The organism is Acidimicrobiia bacterium (assembly GCA_030584185.1).
In the GTDB taxonomy this organism is placed as follows: domain Bacteria; phylum Actinomycetota; class Acidimicrobiia; order Spongiisociales; family UBA11373.
This window is the reverse complement of record CP129495.1, coordinates 1,758,239-1,777,963: the sequence shown is the minus strand read 5'-3', so window position 1 is coordinate 1,777,963 and position 19,725 is coordinate 1,758,239. Positions and strand designations below refer to the sequence as shown.

General features: G+C 67.5%; 22 protein-coding genes. 5 read left to right on the top strand and 17 right to left on the bottom strand.

Annotated features, from left to right (window positions below; translation table 11 throughout):
* From pstB to QY307_09185, 4 genes are all read right to left on the bottom strand, one after another.
* Positions 1 to 759: a phosphate ABC transporter ATP-binding protein PstB gene (gene pstB / locus QY307_09200; protein ID WKZ83786.1), complete on the bottom strand. Its 759-nt coding sequence runs from the start codon at positions 757 to 759 to the stop codon at positions 1 to 3.
* Positions 760 to 854: 95 nt separating this feature from the next.
* Positions 855 to 2,225, bottom strand: coding sequence for a phosphate ABC transporter permease PstA (gene pstA, locus QY307_09195; GenBank protein WKZ82248.1), 1,371 nt, complete (start codon positions 2,223 to 2,225; stop codon positions 855 to 857).
* Complete coding sequence (gene pstC / locus QY307_09190) at positions 2,222 to 3,172, bottom strand: phosphate ABC transporter permease subunit PstC (protein ID WKZ82247.1); 951 nt, start codon at positions 3,170 to 3,172, stop codon at positions 2,222 to 2,224. The genes pstA and pstC overlap by 4 nt, the downstream gene beginning before the upstream one ends.
* 101 nt (positions 3,173 to 3,273) lie before the next feature.
* Positions 3,274 to 4,338 carry a substrate-binding domain-containing protein gene (locus tag QY307_09185; GenBank protein ID WKZ82246.1) on the bottom strand — a complete coding sequence of 355 codons (1,065 nt, stop codon included), beginning with the start codon at positions 4,336 to 4,338 and terminating at the stop codon, positions 3,274 to 3,276.
* A gap of 162 nt (positions 4,339 to 4,500) precedes the next feature.
* On the opposite strand from QY307_09185, the gene QY307_09180 reads away from it, so the two are divergent.
* Together QY307_09180 and QY307_09175 are read left to right on the top strand one after the other, a co-directional pair.
* Positions 4,501 to 5,727, top strand: coding sequence for an ATP-binding protein (locus QY307_09180; protein WKZ82245.1), 1,227 nt, complete (start codon positions 4,501 to 4,503; stop codon positions 5,725 to 5,727).
* Positions 5,724 to 6,392, top strand: coding sequence for a response regulator transcription factor (locus QY307_09175; protein ID WKZ82244.1), 669 nt, complete (start codon positions 5,724 to 5,726; stop codon positions 6,390 to 6,392). The genes QY307_09180 and QY307_09175 overlap by 4 nt, the downstream gene beginning before the upstream one ends.
* 37 nt (positions 6,393 to 6,429) lie before the next feature.
* Here the strand turns inward: QY307_09175 and QY307_09170 are convergent, their stop codons facing one another.
* From QY307_09170 to QY307_09135, 8 genes are all read right to left on the bottom strand, one after another.
* Entirely contained in the window at positions 6,430 to 6,891 is a 462-nt protein-coding gene (locus QY307_09170; GenBank protein ID WKZ82243.1) for a redoxin domain-containing protein, read from the bottom strand.
* Between the two features lie 62 nt (positions 6,892 to 6,953).
* Positions 6,954 to 7,718 (bottom strand): zf-HC2 domain-containing protein, encoded by a 765-nt coding sequence (locus tag QY307_09165; protein WKZ82242.1) that lies wholly within the window; start codon positions 7,716 to 7,718, stop codon positions 6,954 to 6,956.
* A complete protein-coding gene (locus QY307_09160; protein ID WKZ82241.1) occupies positions 7,715 to 8,215 on the bottom strand; it encodes a sigma-70 family RNA polymerase sigma factor in 501 nt (166 codons plus the stop codon). The genes QY307_09165 and QY307_09160 overlap by 4 nt, the downstream gene beginning before the upstream one ends.
* Before the next feature lie 68 nt (positions 8,216 to 8,283).
* Positions 8,284 to 9,189 (bottom strand): hypothetical protein, encoded by a 906-nt coding sequence (locus tag QY307_09155; protein ID WKZ82240.1) that lies wholly within the window; start codon positions 9,187 to 9,189, stop codon positions 8,284 to 8,286.
* A gap of 98 nt (positions 9,190 to 9,287) precedes the next feature.
* Positions 9,288 to 9,563 carry a WhiB family transcriptional regulator gene (locus QY307_09150; GenBank protein ID WKZ82239.1) on the bottom strand — a complete coding sequence of 92 codons (276 nt, stop codon included), beginning with the start codon at positions 9,561 to 9,563 and terminating at the stop codon, positions 9,288 to 9,290.
* A gap of 144 nt (positions 9,564 to 9,707) precedes the next feature.
* Entirely contained in the window at positions 9,708 to 10,466 is a 759-nt protein-coding gene (locus QY307_09145; GenBank protein ID WKZ82238.1) for a succinate dehydrogenase/fumarate reductase iron-sulfur subunit, read from the bottom strand.
* Complete coding sequence (locus QY307_09140; protein WKZ82237.1) at positions 10,466 to 12,388, bottom strand: fumarate reductase/succinate dehydrogenase flavoprotein subunit; 1,923 nt, start codon at positions 12,386 to 12,388, stop codon at positions 10,466 to 10,468. The genes QY307_09145 and QY307_09140 overlap by 1 nt, the downstream gene beginning before the upstream one ends.
* Positions 12,385 to 13,134: a succinate dehydrogenase cytochrome b subunit gene (locus QY307_09135; GenBank protein WKZ82236.1), complete on the bottom strand. Its 750-nt coding sequence runs from the start codon at positions 13,132 to 13,134 to the stop codon at positions 12,385 to 12,387. Before QY307_09135 ends, QY307_09140 begins: the two co-directional genes overlap by 4 nt.
* A 38-nt stretch (positions 13,135 to 13,172) precedes the next feature.
* Between QY307_09135 and QY307_09130 the strand changes: the two genes are divergently transcribed.
* Positions 13,173 to 14,018, top strand: coding sequence for a dihydrodipicolinate synthase family protein (locus tag QY307_09130; protein WKZ82235.1), 846 nt, complete (start codon positions 13,173 to 13,175; stop codon positions 14,016 to 14,018).
* A gap of 69 nt (positions 14,019 to 14,087) precedes the next feature.
* Complete coding sequence (locus tag QY307_09125) at positions 14,088 to 14,474, top strand: SCP2 sterol-binding domain-containing protein (GenBank protein ID WKZ82234.1); 387 nt, start codon at positions 14,088 to 14,090, stop codon at positions 14,472 to 14,474.
* Positions 14,475 to 14,556: 82 nt separating this feature from the next.
* On the opposite strand, the gene QY307_09120 is transcribed toward QY307_09125, so the two are convergent.
* Positions 14,557 to 14,829 (bottom strand): HU family DNA-binding protein, encoded by a 273-nt coding sequence (locus tag QY307_09120; protein ID WKZ82233.1) that lies wholly within the window; start codon positions 14,827 to 14,829, stop codon positions 14,557 to 14,559.
* A gap of 128 nt (positions 14,830 to 14,957) precedes the next feature.
* On the opposite strand from QY307_09120, the gene QY307_09115 reads away from it, so the two are divergent.
* On the top strand, positions 14,958 to 15,836 hold the full coding sequence (locus QY307_09115; protein WKZ82232.1) for a hypothetical protein: 879 nt from the start codon (positions 14,958 to 14,960) through the stop codon (positions 15,834 to 15,836).
* A gap of 34 nt (positions 15,837 to 15,870) precedes the next feature.
* Here QY307_09115 and mdh read toward each other — a convergent pair whose 3' ends face one another.
* The 4 genes from mdh to udk form a co-directional block, all read right to left on the bottom strand.
* Positions 15,871 to 16,812, bottom strand: a complete 942-nt coding sequence (gene mdh, locus QY307_09110; GenBank protein WKZ83785.1) for a malate dehydrogenase — start codon at positions 16,810 to 16,812, stop codon at positions 15,871 to 15,873.
* Between the two features lie 77 nt (positions 16,813 to 16,889).
* A complete protein-coding gene (gene icd, locus QY307_09105; protein ID WKZ82231.1) occupies positions 16,890 to 18,092 on the bottom strand; it encodes an NADP-dependent isocitrate dehydrogenase in 1,203 nt (400 codons plus the stop codon).
* Between the two features lie 63 nt (positions 18,093 to 18,155).
* On the bottom strand, positions 18,156 to 19,016 hold the full coding sequence (locus tag QY307_09100; protein WKZ82230.1) for a bifunctional 5,10-methylenetetrahydrofolate dehydrogenase/5,10-methenyltetrahydrofolate cyclohydrolase: 861 nt from the start codon (positions 19,014 to 19,016) through the stop codon (positions 18,156 to 18,158).
* A gap of 52 nt (positions 19,017 to 19,068) precedes the next feature.
* Entirely contained in the window at positions 19,069 to 19,716 is a 648-nt protein-coding gene (gene udk / locus QY307_09095) for a uridine kinase (GenBank protein WKZ82229.1), read from the bottom strand.
* Positions 19,717 to 19,725: the final 9 nt, after the last annotated feature.

Below are 19,725 nucleotides of genomic sequence, written 5' to 3'. Positions count from 1 at the left end.
TCAGCCGAATCGGCCGGTGATGTAGTCCTCGGTCGCCTGTTGCGACGGTTTGGTGAACAGCATGGCGGTGTCGCTGAACTCGACGAGGCGCCCCGTGCGCTGGCCCTTCTCGTTCAGCTCGACGTTGAAGAACGCCGTCCGATCCGACACCCGTGCCGCCTGCTGCATGTTGTGGGTGACGATGATGATCGAGTAGTCGGACTTGAACTGCAGCATCAACTCCTCGATCCGCATCGTAGCGATGGGGTCCAGCGCCGAGCAGGGCTCGTCCATGAGGATCACATCGGGCTGGGTGGCGATCGCCCGGGCGATGCACAGGCGCTGCTGCTGGCCGCCCGACAGCGAAAGGCCGGACTCCCTCAGCTTGTCCTTGACCTCGTCCCACAGCGCAGCCTGCTCCAGGGCGCGCATCACGATGTCGTCCAGGGTCGACTTCGCCCCCTTGAACCCGTTGATCTTGACCCCCCAGGCGACGTTGTCGTATATGGATTTCGGAAACGGGTTCGGCTTCTGGAACACCATTCCGATCCGCCGCCTGATCTCGACCGGGTCCACACCGTCGGCGTAGATGTTCGCCCCGTGATACTCGACATCGCCCTCCACCCTGGCGGTCGGGATGAGGTCGTTCATCCGGTTGAGCGACCGCAGCACGGTCGACTTGCCGCAGCCCGAAGGTCCGATGAGGGCGCTGATCCGGTTGGCTTCGAAGCGCATCGAAACGTCGGCGACGGCCTTGAACTCCCCGTAATAGACGTTCATGCCCTTGGTCTCGAGCACTGCCTCACCCGTCGTCGTCGAGGGGAACGGACCTCCCACCTCGGGTGCGGCCCGCAGGACCTGCCGGTTCTGTGTCGTCACGTCATCCTCCTGGAGTATCGATTGCGAAGAATCACTGCGGCAGCGTTGAGCACGAGCAGCATCACGAGCAGCGCCAGGCTGGCGGCCGCCGCCAGGTTGCGGAACTCGGGCTGAGGCAGGGCCGTCCACTGGAAGATCTGGATGGGAAGGGCCGTGAACTTGGAGAACGGGCCAGAAGGATCGACGGTGATGAAGCTGGCGGCCCCCACCAGGATGAGGGGCGCCGTCTCACCGATCGCCCGGGCGATGGCGAGAATCGTCCCGGTGAGGATGCCCGGGATCGCCACCGGCAGGATCTGGCTGCGTACCGTCTGCCACTTGGTCGCACCCAAGGCCAAGCCCGCCTGACGCAGCGAGTTGGGGACCGCCCTGATGGCCTCCTGCGACGAGATGATCACCACCGGAAGCGTGAGCAGACCCAGCGTCAACCCGGCCGAGATCACCGTCCTCCCCTGCGTCAGCGGCTCGAACACGCGGACGAAGACGGCCAGGCCCAGCATTCCCCAGACGATCGACGGCACGCCGGCGAGGTTGTTGATGTTGGTCTGGATCAGGTCGTTGATCCTGTTCTTCTTGGCGAACTCCTCCAGGTAGATGGCGGCGGCGACCCCCACCGGGACGGAGAAGAGAACGGTGAACAGGACCAGCCAGGCCGAACCGAGGATGGCGGTCCTGATACCGGCAAGCTCCGGGATCGAACTCGACGGGCTGGTGAGGAAGGACCGGTTGAGCCATGCCCGCCACTCGAACTGAACCTGATCGATCGTGTAGTCGGGGAACCTCTCGGGGGTCTCCACGAAGGCCCTGGTGATGGACTCTTCGAACCCGTCCCCGTCGAGCACCGACGAAAAGAACCCGTTCGAGGCGATGATGTCGGGCTTGATGACCCGCTCCTCGACGAGGAGCATCAGGTTCTGGCGGCCGCGCGCCTCGAGCGAGCATCCGGTGGGGGCGTCCTGCGATGAGCACAGCTCGTCCCACTTCTCCTGAGACTCGAAGACGAGACGGTCCTCGAAGAACCGTTGATCCCTCTCCAGGCGCCGCCCCACGTTGGTGTTGATCGCCGCCTCGAGAATGCCGAACAACTCGTCCTTCGAGAGATCGTCCAGGGACACCTCGGCCGGGTCGTACCCGAGCGAGGCGACCACCGCCTCGGGTTCCTGCTGGTTGACGACCGCCACCAGGCCGAAAGAGTCGTCGATGATCGTGATGAGAAGGCTGGCCAGGGCGAGCACGGCGAAGATCAGCAAGGCCAGGAACCCGGCTTGGGCGAAACGCCCCCTCCTGGTCCGCCTGTCGAGCATCGCCCGGTACTCGGCGTCGGTCGGAAACCCGTCTCCCAACCGTTCCCCTGCGATGTCGCTCATTCGTACTCCTGCCGGAAGCGCCGGACGATCCTGCGGCTCAGCGAGTTGAGGACCAGCGTGATGACGAAGAGGGTGAGCCCGATGGCGAAGATCGAGTTGTAGTCGATCGTGTTGTAGGAGAGGTCGCCGTTGGCGGTGATGGCCACATAGCCGGTCATGGTCTGGGCGCCGGTGAAGGGGTCGAACATGGCGGCGGGATCGGTCCAGGAGAAGTTGCGCGGCGAGGCCCCGGCGGCCAGCGTGACAACCATCGTCTCGCCCACCGCGCGCGACATGGCGACCACCACCCCGGCGGCGATGCCGGAGAGGGCCGCCGGGAACACCACCCGCAGCGACACCTCCAACCGGGACGCCCCCAGCCCGTAGGCGGCCTGGCGAAGCGAATCGGGAACGGCGGCCATGGCGTCCTCGGCGAGCGAACTGATCAGGGGAACGATGAGAAAACCGACGACGATCCCTGCCGAGAGCACGTTGAAGAAGCCCACCCTGCTGGCACCGAAGATGGTTCGCAGCAGCGGCGTCATGAAGGTGACGGCGAAGAACCCGAAGACGACGGTCGGGATGCCCACGAGGATCTCGAGGATCGGTTTCAGTATGCCGCGGGTGCGGCGGCTGGCGTACTCGGAGAGGTAGATGGCGCTCGCCAGACCGACCGGAACCGCCACGAAGAGGGCGATGATGGTGATGAGCATCGTGCCCAGCACGAGGGGCCAGATCCCGAAGGAGCCGGCCTGCGGCAGCCACTCGGTCTTGGTGATGAAGTCCCAGAACGACACCCGCTCGTCCTGGAAGAAGAGGAGCGACTCCTTGCCCAGCTCCCAGAGGATCCCGATGGTTATCGCTATCGAAACCGCCCCGGCCAGGAAGAGGGCGACGACGATGCCTCGCTCCACTGGACGACGACGACCCTTGAGGCTGGGCGGGGTCGATCGAGTGCCTGCGATCACTTGCGCTACCTCTCGGTGACTTGCGGAAGGGAACTTACCCGAGGTGGGGTCCCGACCGGCTCGGGACCGGCCGGGACCCGCTCCTCGGCGGTGGGAGGGACCTAGAAGCCTGCTGCCGCCGCGATGGCGTCGGCTGCCTCCTGCAGGGCGGCCATCGGTGCCGGGAAGTACCCGACGTCTCCGATGACCTCGTTGACGACGTTGAGGTAGTAGGCGATGAACAGACCAACCTGTGGCTTGTCGGCGATGACACCGGCATCGGTGTACATGAACAGCGGACGTGCCAGCGGGTAGGTCCCGGCGTTGACCGAATCGTCGTTCGGCGTCACACCGTCGACGTCGACGACCTGGAGCTCCCCGGCGTTCTGCTGGAAGAACGCATATCCGAAGTAGCCCGCAGCACACGTCGAAGTCAGATCACCCTCGGTGCAGCCATCGTCGGCGACACCACGCACCGTGAGGTTGTCGTCCTCACCGACGATCTCGGCCAGGCCATTGGCCAGGATCGGCGACGGGTCGGCCTCACCCTGGACCTCTTCGTTGAAGTAGTCGAAGGTGCCCGAGTCGGCACCAGGCGAGTACAAGGCGATGGGATGAGCCGGGAACGACGGGTTCACCATGTCCCAGGTGTCACCGGGCTGCGCAGAGAACAGCGTGTTGAGCTCCTCGAGGGTCATCGTCTTGGCGAAGTAGTTGCCGTTGCTGATCACGACCGACAAGGCGTCGGTCCCGACCCGGATCTCGATGGGCTCACGCCCGATCGAACGGCACGCATCCACCTCGGAGTCCTTGATGGGACGGCTCGCATTCGAGATGTCAGAGACACCCTCGACGCAGAAGCGCTCGAAACCGCCACCCGAACCGACCGAGTCGATCGAGTACTCCGGACCACCCTCATCGATCCAACGCGTCAACACCGCCGTCGACAACGGAAACACCGTCGACGAACCAGCGATCGCGATGTCCCCAGCGGGAACATCCAACGGATCGACATCAGGCAAGCCCAGGTCTACACCGGTGTTCGGCTGTGTCGTCGTGGACGGAGCCGCCGTGGTGGCGGTGGTCCCCCCGGTGGTGGTCGTCGCGGCGTCATCGTCGCCGCACGCCGCCACCACCAGCGACAGGGCAAGCAGGGTCGCCATTAGGCGCCCGGTCTTGCGAATCATTCGGATTTCCTCCTTGTAGGTTCGGCACGAGCGGACACGGGCCCGTCCATGCCGAGGGGACCGTACGGAGGCCGCATGAATCGCACGCGGCCCCAACTTGAACCCGGTGTGAACTCGACCATGCACCCCGGTAAGTGAATGGCGGGCACCTATGCTCGCCCCGTGGACCCAACCCTGGTCACGGCCTCGGTCGCTGCCGCCTTCGCACTGGTTGCGGTCTTCTTCTGGTGGCGAAACCGGCGCCATGCCCGTGCAGTGGACGCAGCCCTGGAACGGATCGGTGGTGGAGTGCCCTCGAGCGGGCGTCATCGCGTGGCTGCCCTCGACGCCGCACTGCAGCGCCTGGAGAGATCCTCGGCACAGGCCCAGCGAGAGCGCTCCCGCCTCGCCGGCGCCATGCAGGCCGCTCCCCTCGGCATCCTGCTCACCGATGATCGCGGCGTCGTGCTCTCCGTGAACCCTGCAGCGGAACGCCATCTAGGAACACGCCTCGGCGAGGCGGTGGCACAGGTACGGATCAGGGAAGCCATCGAGAAGGCGGTCCTCGACCGCAACTCGGTGGGAGCGGAGATCGAGCTCTACACCCCGGTGAGAGCGGTGCTCGAGGTGTCGGCGATCCCGCTCGACTTCGGGATCGAGAGCATCGGAGCGGTGGCGTTCATCGAGGACGTCACCGAGAGCAGGCGGGTTGCCGCCATGAGGCGCGACTTCATCGCCAACGTCAGCCACGAGCTGAAGACTCCCCTGGCGGCGCTGGCGGCATTGGCCGAGGCCCTGGCCGGAGCGGTCACCGACGACCCCGCCGCCTCCGGGCTCGCCGAACGGCTGCGACACGAAGCCGGCCGCCTCGCCCGACTGGTGGGTGACATCCTCGACCTCTCCCAGGCGGAGGCCCTCTCGGGGCACGATGAACCGGTGTCGATACCCCACGTGCTGGAGGCGGTGGCCGCCGAGATGGCGGAGATCGCTCGGGGGCGAGGAGTGACGATCGAGTTCTCGCCGACACCGCCCGAGGCGCGCGTCGTCGGCGACTCCCGCCAGCTGCGGTCGATGATCTCCAACCTGGTCGAGAACGCCGTCAAGTACTCGTTCCCCGAGCCGGGCGAGCCGCCGCCCAGGGTGACGATCGAAACCGCGGTCGCCAACGGATGGGTGACGATCGAAGTGTCGGATCAGGGGATAGGGATCCCCGAAGGCCACCTCGATCGGATATTCGAACGGTTCTACCGGGTCGACCGGGCCCGGAGTCGGGAGACCGGCGGAACCGGGCTCGGCCTGTCGATCGCCCGTCACATCGCTCGCAACCATCGCGGCGACGTCACCGTGAGCAGCGTCGAGGGTGAAGGGTCCACCTTCAGGATCAGCCTGCCCGTCTGGAGCCGGCCGTGACCCGAATCCTGGTGATCGAGGACGAGGCCTCCTTCGTCGAAGCGATCCGGCTCTCCTTTGAGCGCGAGGGTTACACCGTCGATGCGGCGCCCGACGGCCGAGCGGGCCTCGACCGCTTCCGCGAGGTGCGGCCCGACCTGGTGCTGCTCGACCTGATGCTCCCCGGCATCGGTGGTCTCGACGTGCTGCGGGCGGTTCGTCAGGACTCCGACGTGCCGATCATCGTCGTCTCGGCGAAGGATGCCGAGGCCGACGTCGTGGCCGCCCTGGAGCTCGGAGCCGACGACTACGTCACCAAGCCCTACTCGATCCGCGAGCTGCTGGCTCGGGTGCGGGCGGCGACCCGCCGCCTTGGAGCCACATCGGGGCCGGCCTTGGCCGTCGGCGCGGCCACGCTGGACCGCGATGCCTACCGGCTGCACATCGGAGACGAGAGCATCGACCTTCCGCGCAAGGAGTTCGAGGTCCTCGCCCTCCTCATGGAACAGCCGGAGCGAGTCGTGCCGAGAGAGGAGTTCCTGGACAAGGTCTGGGGGTACACCTGGTTCGGCGACACCCGAACCCTCGATCAGCACATCCGCCGGCTGCGGCGGCGGCTCGAGGAACACCCCTCGGCGCCGACGATCGAGACCGTGAGGGGCGTCGGGTACCGCATCAGCGGATGACCGACACTCGGGCTCGCAGGCCCTGACTTCGGTCGGATCAGTCGATGGCGGCCAGGGCGGCCACGTAGTCGTCGAACTGGCGCGCGAACCTGCGGCTCTCGGTGGACACAATCGAGCGAACCACGCCATCGGCGTCGAGCACGAAGGTCCACCGATTGGCGGCCCCGACCTCCGCGTCGAATGCGCCGAAGGCGTCGGTCACCGCTCCGTGCGGCCAGAAGTCGGAGAGGACGGGGAAGCCGAATCCGTTCTGCTTCGCCCACTCCTTGTTGGCGAAGAGTGTGTCACAGGTGATGGCCACCACGCCGGCATCGATGTCGTTCAGCTCGGAGAGCCGGTCACGAATGGCGCACAGCTCGCCCTCGCAGGTCCCGGTGAACGGGAAGGGAATGAAGACGACCAAGCTCTTGCGTCCCTTCAGGGCATCCAGGGTCACGAGGTCTCCCTCGGTGTCGCGAAGCGAGAACTCCGGAGCAGGTGATCCGATCTCGACGGCCATCAGGGCTCCTCCCGGTCGTGGTGATCCCCGAAAGGGTAGGTGCCGGGCGGCTCCTACTCCGTTCAGCCAAACAGGCGCCGCCAGATCCGCACCAGCAGGCTGCGATCACCAGGGCGGGGAAGGTCGGCCAGCACGAGACGCGCCTGGTCACGGGTTAGGGGGCCCACCACCAGGAAGCTGCTGTCCGGAGCGTTCCAATGGATCAGTACCTCTGCCGCCGATCCCACCGCCAGGTACTCGTGCCCATCGAAACTCCAACGGTCGGCGGCTGGAAACGGTTCGGGAGTGGCACCTCGATCGGCCTCGAACACCGAGAAGGTGGCGGCACCGTCGGTGTAGACCCCGTGCGAGACGCCTCCGGGGGTGAGGCGAGCGTCTCTCCGAGCGTACCCGGCCACGGCTTCGGGCAGCCGACCCCTGGCGCCGGGGTCGAGGGAGGACCCGCCGGTCACCGTGGAGGGGGCGTCGGGATCTGCAGCGCCCGACGGCGTCAAGGCGGCCGTGTGCTGCCCGGCGAGCGCAGCGGTGTCGAAGGCCACACCCGGCTCCCCGGGACCGATGAGCAGCCCCGAGCCCAGAACCAGGCCGACCGCAGCCGCCGACGCCCAGGCCCAGCGGGGCCGCCTCCCCACGGTGGACCCGGGGATCAACGGAGCCGCCGGTTCCCTCTCGGGGAGAGAGCGAACCGCCTCACGCCCGGCTCGCACCTCCTCGTACTCGATACGGCAGGCAGCGCAATCGGCCAGGTGCTGCTCGGCGGCGGCGGCCTCGGGCGCTTCCAGCTCCCCGTCGAGAAGAGCGGAGATGACCTCGGCGAGGTGGCTCACGACAGTTGCCCCTTCAGCATCTTGCGCCCCCTGTGGATCCGGCTGCGGACGGTGCCCACCGGTACCCCGACCACTTCGGCGATCTCGTGGTACGCCAGACCGACCACGTCGCAGAGCACGACCGCTTCACGAAACTCGAATGGGAGGTCGAGGAGGGCAGCCTGGACCTCGTCCGAGAGCGTGGTCGACTCCAGTACCTCGTCGGGCGGAGCGGCGGCCTCTCCGAAGGGACGCTCGTCGTCGGGAAGGGGCACCGTGGGACGACGCCGGTGGCGGCGCACCTCGTCGAGGAAGACGTTGCGGGTGATCCGCCACAGCCAGCCGTCGAAAGACCCGGGCGTGTAACGCTCCAGCCCACGCCGCACTCGGAGGAGCACCTCCTGGGCGATGTCCTGGGCGTCGTCGGCATTCCCCGAGAGTCGGTAGGCGAAGTTGTAGATCTTGCGCCCATGGACCCGGGCCACCTCTTCCCATGACGGGGCTGGATGCTCAGGCATCCACCATCACCGGTAACGAAACCCGGAGCGATCTGGTTCCGGGAGAAGGACAGGGAGTGCTGTCGGCCTCAACCGAGTGCCAGGGCGTCGACGAACGCCTGCAGCCGCTCCCGGGTCACGAAACGAATGCGCCGGTCGCGGCGCTCCCGGTCGTAGATCTCGAACGGCGACCACTTCTCGCTGAGCAGGATTCCACGGTCGGCACCCGAAGCACCGAAATCGACCACAAACCTTCTGATCGCCGTCTCGTCCACCTCGGGATGCGACCCTGCCTCGTGCGGGATCACCCGCAACATGGTCCGTCCACCGCCGAGGACCGCCATGAAGGTGTCGTCACCGGTCGAGGAGATGGAGTATCCGGCGGCGCGCATCAGGCCGAGCACCAGGTCGATGGCATCGCTGCCATCCGGATCGACCCCCTGAGCGCGCAGCCCTGCGGAAGCCGTGGCGGGGAGCCTGAGCCGCATCGGCTCCAGGTCTTCGCCACGGCGCCCCTCGGCCAGTCCCGGAGCGTGCTCGGGCAACCCCGAGATGTGCTCGAATGGGTCGAAGTCGCCACGGCCGGCGTGGGGGAGCAACTCGGGAAGCATCGGCGGGGGGAGCTCGCCAGGCGTGTCGAGACCGATGCTCGTCACCTCCAGCCAGTCGGCCCCGAACCTACCCAGGGCGGTCACCCGGGTCACGTCGCCGATGGGGAGGCTGTGTCGCTTCTCGCGCACGACCTCCACCGCCTCACGCCCGAGCAGCTCAGCCAGCACCTCGTCGGCACCCGACGCGGGGAGGGGGACTTCGAAGTGCACCCGGGCGGTTCCGTCCTGCACGTGGAACTCCGCCACCGTCGGACGGGGGCGGCCCATGTCGGCCGAGACCACGCCGGCGGCCGCTTCCCCGGAACCGCCTCGGCGGCGATTCAGGACGATCAGGGTCGCCGCCAGGATCACAGCGAGCACCCCGACGGCGATGACGACGGCCACTTGCTACTCCCTTGCTCGATTCCACCGCATTGTACGGGAGCCGGAGCGACCCCTCGGCGGTGGAGAAGGCGGCCAGGCGCCGCAGGCCGGGGGTCTCCTCAGCTGGCCCTGCGGGCGGCGATGTGGCGTTCGCGCCGCACCCGCCGGCGCTCGCGCTCCGACATGCCGCCCCAGATCCCGAACTTCTCGCCGGTCGTGATGGCGAACTCGAGGCACGCCTCCTTGACCGAGCACTCCCGGCAGATCGACTTCGCCACCCGGGTCGACGCCCCTCGTTCCGGGAAGAACAGGTCGGCGTTGGCGCCGGTGCAGTTGGCACCGGCCTGCCACGACAGATCCCCGACCTCGATCACTTCTCTGAGATCGTCGAGCATGGAACTCCTTGGAATTACACCAGTGTCATTATTGCGCGCGCAGCGCGCGCATGCAAGGGCTTATTCAACAACGGGTTTCGCCACTGGCGCTGCAAGTTAGAAAGGCACTTCGCGCGGAGCGCGCGCACGAGGGCGGTTACCCGCTCAGCGACCCGTGGTCGTGGGGGCGCGCCACTGCGACCGAACGAAGTCCCTGTTGAGCAGGGCGATGAAGTCGATCGAGATCGACTTGGGACAGGCAGCCTCGCACTCCCCGTGGTTGGTGCAGGACCCGAAGAAGCGCTCCATGGTCTCCACCATCGACCGCACCCTCATGAAGCGCTCCGGCTGACCCTGGGGCAGCAGGTTGAGATGGGCGACCTTTGCGGCGGTGAAGAGTTGGGCCGCGTTGTTGGGACAGGCGGCGACGCAGGCACCGCAACCGATACAGGCGGCGGCATCCATGGCGCGGTCGGCGACCGCTTTCGGGACCGGCGTCAGGTTGGCCTCCGGAGCGCTGCCGGTGTCGACCGATATGAAGCCACCGGCCTCGATGATGCGGTCGAGTGCCGACCTGTCCACGACCAGATCCTTGAGCACCGGAAAGCCACCAGCCCGCCAGGGCTCGACCACGATCACGTCCCCGTCGGTGAAGTGCCGCATGTGGAGCTGGCAGGTGGCGGTCCCACCCTGCGGACCATGCGGCCGCCCATCGATCATCACGCCGCACGATCCGCAGATGCCTTCCCGGCAGTCGTGCTCGAAGGCGATCGGCTCGCGGCCCTCGACGGTGAGGCGGTCGTTGACCACGTCGAGCATCTCGAGGAAGGAGGCGTCGGCTGAGATGTCGCGTGCCCGATACTCCTCGAACCCACCAGGCCGGTCCGGGCCCTCCTGCCGCCATACCCGAAGCGTGAGGTCCATTACTTGTAGCTCCTCGTCTTCACCTCGACGTCCTCAAACTCCAGGGGCTCCTTCACCAGCGTGGGCTCCTCGTCCGGGCCGGCAAACCCCCAGGCGGCCACATGGGCGAAGTTCTCGTCGTCGCGGAGAGCCTCCCCCTCGGCCGTCTGATGCTCCACCCGGAAGTGGCCACCGCACGACTCCTCGCGATGCAGGGCATCGCGGCACATGAGCGCCGCAAGCTCGAAGAAGTCGGCGACGCGCCCTGCCTTCTCCAGGGTCTGGTTGAGCCCGTCGTCGCCGCCGAGGACCGTGACGTCGGACCAGAACTCCTCCTCGAGCGCAGGGAGGTCGGTGAGAGCCCGACGCAGGCCGTCGGCGCTGCGCTCCATGCCGCAGTGATCCCACACGATCTTTCCCAACTCGCGGTGGAACCAGTCGACGGTGCGCTTCCCCTTGACCGCCATCAGGCGGCCGATGCGGTCTCTGGCGCCGGCGATCGCCTCGGCGAACGCGGGATGATCCGTGGACGGTGCCGCCGTCCCGAGGCGCGGGGCGAGATGACCGGCGATCGTGTTCGGCAGGATGAAGTAGCCATCGGCGAGGCCCTGCATCAGTGCGCTGGCACCGAGCCGGTTGGCTCCGTGATCCGAGAAATTCGCCTCGCCCAGGGCGTACAGGCCGGGCACCGATGTCATGAGGTCGTAATCGACCCACAGGCCGCCCATCGTGTAGTGAGGGGCCGGGTAGATCCTCATCGGAGTCGAGTACGGGTCCTCGCCGGTTATGCGCTCGTACATCTCGAACAGGTTGCCGTACCGCTCCTCGATGGCCTCCCGCCCCAGGCGACCGACGGCTCCGGCGAAGTCGAGGTACACCCCGTTGCGCAGCGGCCCGACGCCCTTGCCGCCGTCGACCTCCCGCTTGGCGGCGCGCGAGGCGACGTCGCGGGGCACCAGGTTGCCGAACGCCGGATACCGGCGCTCGAGGAAGTAGTCGCGCTGGTGCTCGGGGATGTCGGCGGCGGGGCGCCCGTCTCCATCCCCGGCAGGCACCCAGATGCGCCCGTCGTTGCGCAGCGACTCGGACATGAGGGTGAGTTTCGACTGGAACTCGTCGCTCGCCGGGATGCACGTGGGGTGGATCTGGGTGAAGCACGGATTGGCGAACAGCGCCCCCTTGCGGTGGGCACGCCAGATGGCGGTCACGTTGCATGCCTTGGCATTGGTCGAGAGGAAGTAGACGTTGCTGTACCCGCCGGTCGCCAGCACCACGGCGTGTGCCGAATGGGCAGTCACCTCACCGCTCACCAGGTCTCGTACGACGATCCCGGCCGCTTCGCCCTCGACCATGACGACGTCGAGCATCTCGCAGCGGGTGTAGGAGCGAACCGTGCCCGCTTCGATCTGGCGAGCGAGCGCCTGATAGGCGCCGAGGAGCAGCTGTTGACCGGTCTGACCGCGGGCGTAGAAGGTGCGGGACACCTGGACTCCGCCGAACGACCGGTTGGCGAGCAGCCCTCCGTACTCGCGGGCGAACGGCACACCCTGAGCGGTGGCCTGATCGATGATCTCGGTGCTGATCTGGGCGAGGCGGTGGACGTTGGCCTCACGGGCCCGATAGTCCCCCCCCTTGATGGTGTCGTAGAACAGCCTCTGCACGCTGTCGCCGTCGTTGCGGTAGTTCTTGGCGGCGTTGATGCCCCCCTGGGCGGCAATGCTGTGTGCCCTTCGATTGGAGTCGTGATAGGTGAACACCTTCACCCGGTAGCCGAGCTCCCCGAGGGTGGCGGCGGCGGCGGCGCCTGCGAGACCGGTCCCCACAACGATCACCTCGAAGCGCCGACGGTTGGGTGGCGCCACCAGCGGGATCTCGAAACGGTGGGCGTCCCACTTCTCGGCCAACGGACCTTCCGGGATTCGGGCGTCGAGTTCGACGGTCACGGCTTGAGCACCCCCAGTTGCACGGCGAGGGGAAACGACAGGTTGCCGGCCACGATCAGCCCGGTGACGGCGTAGGCGGCCCAGCGCCGCCAGCGGTTGAAGCTGGGATGGCTCCACCCCAGGCTCTGAAAGAGGGACCACACACCATGGAACAGGTGAAACCCGAGGGCGAGGTTGGCCATCACGTAGACGGCCGCCACCGGCAGGCGCTCGAAGGAGGCGATCAGATTGGCGTACACCTCTCCGCGCACGAACTGGTCGCTGGCCGCCGGGGCCACCCCCCAGGTGAGATCGGCAAGGTGGAATCCGACGAAGAGCAGGACGATCGTCCCGGTGAGCCGCATGGTGCGCGAGGCGTAGGTGGCAACTTGGTAGTCACGCTCCCGGTAACGCCCGGAGCGAGCCTTCCAGTTGGTGTAGGTGAGCGAGTAGGCGGCGTGCACATGGAGCAGGAACGCCACCAGCAGCCCTGTTCGCATCAGCCACAAAAGGCTGGTGCGCGGGAAGAGGTCACCGCCCAGGTCGCGCAGGGCCTCGGCGTAGGCGTCGATCTCCTCTGCACCGAGGTACACCTTCAGGTTGCCGATCAGGTGCGCCACCACGTAGCCGATGAGAACCAGCCCGGTGACCGCCATGACCCACTTCTTGCCGACGGCCGACCGATAGAAGGAGAGCGGCCAGGGCAGGCGGCGCCCGGGGCGGCTCTCGGTTTCGGTGTCGGTGGACACGGAGACATTCTCGCGCATCGCGAGGAGGGTGGCGACGATCCCCTAGCCTCGGGGCGATGCGTACCCCACCCAGAGTCATGCCGGCACTGATCACACCCTTCGACGACGCCAGCCACATCGACCGCGGCGCACACCATCACAACGTGGCAACCATGTGGGATCGAGGCGTCGAGGGCGTCCTCATCGGCGGATCCACCGGCGAAGGTCCCTACCTGGAGCCGGGTGAGCGCTACACCCTGGCGATCACCGCACGGCACGCCGCCCCCGACTCGTTCGTCATGGTCGGTGTCACCGCCGAGTCGCTGCGTATGGCCCGAGCAGCCATCGAAGAGGCGGTACGCGCCGAGGCGGACGCGGTGCTGGTGTCGACGCCCACGACCCTGGTCCGCCACCGCCCGGATCTGATCGAGGGTTTCTTCGAAGACGTCGCGACCGCCTCGCCGGTCCCGATCTTCCTCTATTCGGTGCCGCGGGTCACTGCTCTCGAGCTGGCCTCCGAGTCGGTGGAACGACTGGCAGGCCTGCCCGCCATCGTCGGCATGAAGGACTCGGGAGGGGATCCCGACCGGCTGGGCCGGCTCGCCGCCGCCTGCGAACCCGGGTTCCTCTTCTTTGCCGGAGCCTCGGCGGCGGTCGCCGCCTCCGTGGAGCAAGGCGCCCACGGGGCGATCACCGCCAGCACCAACTACGCCACGGCCTTGGTGGAGCGAGCGGTCGCAGGCGATGGAACGCCGCTCACGACGGTTGCCACCGCCGTGGAACGGTTCGGCATCCCTGCGGTGAAACACGCCGCCATGCGCACCGGGCTGATACCGGGGCTCCCCCGTCGTCCGCTGCGTCCCCCGACGCCGGAGCAGGTCGCCGCCATCGATCAGGCACTCACCGAGGCGGCACTGGCCTGATCGCCACGCGAGAGTCCCCGGGCACCGGGGCTATCCTCGGCTCGGATTCGACAGAAGGAGCCGAAAGCCGTGTCCAAGTTCCTCTCCCAGGAGTGGCTGGATGAGCTCACCGCAACCGTGAACGCCCACGAGGGATTCACCGGGGCGGTCGCCAACGTGAACCTGACCCTCCAGTTCGTCGTGACCGACGCCCCTGAGGGCGCCGAGAGCACCTACTACATGAGGGTCGCCGACGGAACGGCGCAAGCCCGGGCGGGTGAGGCCGATGACGCCGACGCCACCATCACCAACGACTATGCCACCGCCAGCGCCATCAGCCGGGGAGAGCTGAACACGCAGATGGCCTTCATGACCGGCAAGCTGAAGGTGAGCGGAAACATGGCCAAGCTGATGATGAACCAGGGGATGCTCACCCAGTTCGCAGCAGCCACCAAGGACATGCCGGTGGAGTACTGAGCCGGATCCGTTCCAGTCCGACCGCCACGAAGTAGGGGCACCCCGCGGGGTGCCCCTACTTCTCATCTCTCGTCGAGACGTATCAGTTGACGGCGTCCTTGAGTGCCTTCGCCGCCTTGAAGGCCGCAGCCTTGCTGGCAGCGATCTGCACCGCTTCACCGGTGCGGGGATTGCGCCCCACACGCGCCGAACGGGTGCGAACCTCGAAGTTGCCGAATCCGGAGATCGACACCTTCTCGCCTCGCGCCAGTGCGGCGGTGATGGCGTCGAAGACGGCGTCAACCGCGGTGCCTCCGGCGGCCTTGCTGCCACCGAGCGATGCCGCTACCGCATCTCCAAGCTCACGCTTGTTCATCTGCACTCCTCCTCCGGGAATGACATCCTTGTAACTCTAACCATTTTCGGCCCCCGGCGTGCATCTTGCGGGCGACCCGCCCTCGCCCGGCTGGTGTAGAGTGGCGCCCCGTCGACCCCTGGAGAAGCGTGAGGGCCTTCCTCAAGAACCGTCCGCTGGCACTGACCACCCTCGGTCTGCTGCTCCTGGGCTCGTCCGCCGCCTGGGAGTACGTCCGGGTACGCCGCGACTACCGCTACATCGTGTCGCCCTGGTCGCTGCGCGGATACGAGACCATGCAGGGGAAGGTGATCGCCGCCACCGCCGCCGTCCTGCTGGTGATCACCCTGCTGCTGGCCTTCGGTCGTATCGGACGGACCCGCTTCGGGTCCATGATCGTGGCGGCTGGCCTGGTCGGCTGGTCGGTCGGCATCGCCCTGGTGGCCGACACCGGGGATCGCACGCTCTCCTTCCTCGGGATGGCGTTGATCGCCATGATCGGGGCCGGTCTGGTCACCAACCTCGCTGCTTCCAGCATCGGTGAACGCGCCCGGAACTCCTTCAAGGGTGCGATCCGCTTCGGCGCCTGGTTGGCGGCATTCGCCCTGCTGCTGTTCGGCGTGCTCAACCCGATCTTCGGCGGCAAGGAGCGTCCGGTGTGGCTGATCTTCCTGGTGCTGTTCGGGATCCTCGCCGCCCAGGCGATCTTGCGCCACCCGTCGGCCCTGGCCGGATGGCGTCTGCTCATGCTCGCCACGATGTCCATCTGGATCACGGCCATCACCATGGCATCGGCACTTCGCGTAGACCTCCTGCAAAGGCAGGCGGAGACGAGCGGAGTGGCCGTCGAGTTCGGGGACGCTCAGATCACCTCTGGTGTGCTGATCGCCTGGGTCGGCGGGTTGCTCGCCTTCGTCGGGGTCGTGGGGCTCTGGGCGAAGCGCCGAGACGAGATCGCCACTTCGGAGCGGGCCCACCGCCAGCAGGAGGCGGCCCGGGAGTCGGAGCTGCAGCTGGCATCGGCGTAGCCGGTTCGCGGACGATCCGAACGGGACAGCCGGGTCAGCCCTTCCCTATCTGGTCCAGCTCGGCGACCTTCGCCGCAACGGCTCCGGCCGCAGCTCGCAGGGCGGCGAGCTCGTCGGGCTCGAGCGGGAGCTCGACGATCTCCATGACGCCCTCGGCACCGAGCCGGGCAGGAACCCCCAGGTACACACCAGAGATCCCGTACTGGCCCTCGGTCCAGGCGCACACCGGCATCTGCTCGCCGGTGTCCCCGAGGACCGCCTTGACCATCTTGGCGGCGGCCGAAGACGGTGCGTAGTAGGCGGAACCGGTCTTGAGCAGGGCGACGATCTCGGCGCCACCATCCCTGGTGCGCTCCACCAGCGCTTCGATGGCTGCTGCTTCGAGCACTTCGGTGAGCGGTTTCCCGGCGACGAAGCACTGCGATGGCACCGGCACCATGGTCTCGCCATGGCTGCCGAGCGTGAGCGCCTCGACTTCGAGGACGTCGGCACCGGTCGCTTCGGCGATGAAGTGGATGAAGCGTGCCGTGTCCAGGTTCCCCGCCTGCCCCATCACGCGGCTCCTGGGGAATCCGGAGACCTCGGCGGCGAGGGTGGTCATCTGGTCCAGCGGGTTGGTGACCACGATGAGAACCGCATCTGGAGAACCGGCGGCGATGGCCCGGGTCACGTCCCCGACGATCCCTGCGTTCACCTCGAGCAGGTCCATCCTGCTCATGCCCGGCTTTCGGGGAAGGCCCGCCGTGATCACCACGACGTCGCTGCCGGCGGTGTCGGCGTAGTCGTTGGTGCCCACCACGCGTGTGCGGTAACGCTCGAGTGGCCGGGCCTGGTTCATGTCGAGTGCCAGACCCTGGGGCAGACCTTCGACGATGTCGGTCATCACGATCTCATCGCAGACACCGGCCTCGGCGAGGCGCTGCACTGTGGTGGACCCGTACTTTCCCGCACCGACCACGGTAACTCGGCTCACGATCGCTCCTTGTCGTCCAAACCCATTCCTCGCCAAGGCTAACCCCATGCATCGGGGTTCGATCCGGGGCAGCCCCGGTCTCAGAGGCGGGCGATCACCGCGTCGGCGAACCCACTGGTCGGAACCTCGGTGGCCCCCTCCATCAGACGGGCCAGGTCGTAGGTGACGATTCCATCGGAGATGGCTGCCTCCATGGCGGTCTCGATGCCGGTCGCCGCCTCGGCCCAGCCCATGTGGCGCAGCATCATCACCCCGGAGAGGATCAGGGAACCCGGATTGACCTTGTCCTGTCCGGCGTACCTGGGCGCCGTCCCGTGGGTCGCCTCGAAGACCGCGTGCCCGCTGTCGTAGTTGATGTTGCCGCCCGGGGCGATCCCGATCCCTCCCACCTGTGCGGCCAGGGCATCGCTCACGTAGTCGCCGTTCAGGTTGAGCGTCGCGATCACGTCGTACTCGTCGGATCGGGTGAGGATCTGCTGCAAGAAGGCGTCGGCGATCGAGTCCTTGATCAGCAGCCGGTCACCCGGGTCGCCGCCACTGGCCTCCCACGAAACCGTCGTGTTGCCGAACTCCTCCTCGGCCACCTCGTAGCCCCAGGTGCGAAAGGCGCCCTCGGTGAACTTCATGATGTTGCCCTTGTGGACGAGCGTCACCGACCGCCGCTTCTGGGTGAGAGCGTGACGGATGGCGGCGCGCACCAGCCGCTTGGAGCCGGTCTCGGAGACCGGCTTGAGCCCGAGGCCGCTGTCGGGTCTGATCTTCCAGCCCATCTCGTCTTCGAGGAACTGGCGCAGCCGGGTCGCCTCCGGGGACCCCGCAGCCACCTCCAGGCCGGCGTACACGTCCTCGGTGTTCTCGCGGAAGATGACCATGTCCACCTTCTCGGGGTGCTTCACCGGAGACGGAACCCCCCGATACCACTTGACCGGCCGCACGCAGGCATAGAGATCCATGATCTGTCGGATGGAGACGTTGATGCTCCGAATCCCTCCGCCGACCGGCGTGGTCAGCGGCCCCTTGATCCCCACCAGATGCCGCTCGAAGGCGGCGATGGTCTCGGTGGGAAGCCACTCCCCGGTGGCGTCGAACGCCTTCTGACCGGCGAGCACCTCGGTCCAATGGATTCGCCGGGAGCCGCCGTAGGCGGACTCGACGGCGGCGTCGAAGACGCGCACCGCCGCCGCCCAGATGTCGGGGCCGGTGCCGTCACCCTCGATGAAGGGCAGGATGGGGTCGTCGGGAACGTCCAGGCCGGCAGGCCCCATGGTGATGTTGGCGGGCATTCGTCGGACTCCTCTTGTTGGACCAATCGATTATCGCGGGGCGACGAGGCATCGCGACCGGCGTCACCATCCCTCGACGAGTCCGACAACGTTGGCGAGAAGCGCTGCGATCGTCATCGGACCGACACCTCCCGGGACGGGACTGACCCCCCCGGCGACGCTCATCACCTCCTCGAACCGCACGTCCCCGGCGAGGGCGTCGCCCACACGGGTGGTGCCCACATCGACCACGAAGGCGCCGGGCGCCACATGGTCCCGCCCGATCAGGCCGGGGCTCCCGGCGGCGGCCACCACGATCTCGGCATCCCGGGTCACCGATGCCAGGTCGGGGGTCCGGGTGTGGGCCACGGTCACCGTGGCGTCCCGGCCCGGGGATGAGAGCATGACGGCGAGCGGCCTGCCCACCAGCGATGAGCGTCCCACGACCACCGCAGAGCGGCCCGAGGTGGCCACACCGTGATGATCGAGCAGCCTCAAGATCCCGGTGGGGGTCGCCGGGCGCGGCCCGGGAAGCCCGAGCATCAGCCGGCCCAGGTTCTGGGGATGGAGGCCGTCGGCGTCCTTGGCGGGATCGATCCGCTCCAGGATGCGAGCGGGATCGACCTGTGGCGGGAGGGGGAGCTGCACCAGGTAGCCGTGGACGACCGGATCCGAGTTCAGGTCGTCGATGGCCGCCTCGACCTGGCCCGGTGAGGCCTGGGCTGGGAGGCGTCGATCGATGGAACGCATTCCCGCCGCTTCGGCCGCCTGGTGCTTGCGCCGCACATACGCCATCGAGGCGGGATCGTCGCCGACCAGGAGCGTGGCCAGGCCGACACGAATCCCAAGATCGGCCAGGGCGCCGACCCTTCCTGCGGTCTCGGCCCGCCACAAGGCGGCCGCCTCGAGGCCGGAGAGCAGGCGTCCGGCGGTGGGATCCTTCATGGCGGGGAGGGTACCCCTCGCGCGCTCGAGATCCGTCGGCAGCCGGCTCCCTTCACGAGCCGCGCAGCACCTCCCTGATCATCGAGATCACGGTGCCTACGGCGCCGAGGTTGTACCCCTCCGGGATCACGATGTCGGCGTATCGCTTGGTGGGCTCGACGAACTGCAGGTGCATCGGCCTCACCGTCGACAGGTACTGCTCCCGGACCGACTCGAAGGTCCGGCCCCGCTCGTCCATGTCGCGCGTCCATCGCCGGGCGATCCTGAGGTCGGCATCGGTGTCGACGTACACCTTGAGGTCCATGAGCCTGCGCAGGGCCGGTTCGAAGAGCACCAGGATCCCCTCCACGATGATCACGGGCCGAGACTGGACGGGCACGGTCTCCTCGGAACGATCGTGCACCGTGAAGTCGTACACCGGGATCTCCACCGCCTTGCCCTCGATCATCTGCTCCAGGTGGCTCACCAGGAGGTCCGTCTCCAGGGAGTCGGGATGGTCGTAGTTGACCCGGGCCCTCTCCTCGAGCGACAGGTGGGACTGACGCCGGTAGTAGGAGTCGTGCTGGATAAGCGTCACCCGCTCCACCCCGATGGCGTCCACGATCGACCGGGCGATGGTCGTCTTTCCGGAACCGGAGCCTCCGGCGATCCCGATGGTCAACGGCCCTGCGGTGGGCCATGAAGGAGGCGACGGCGGCATTGCGGTGAG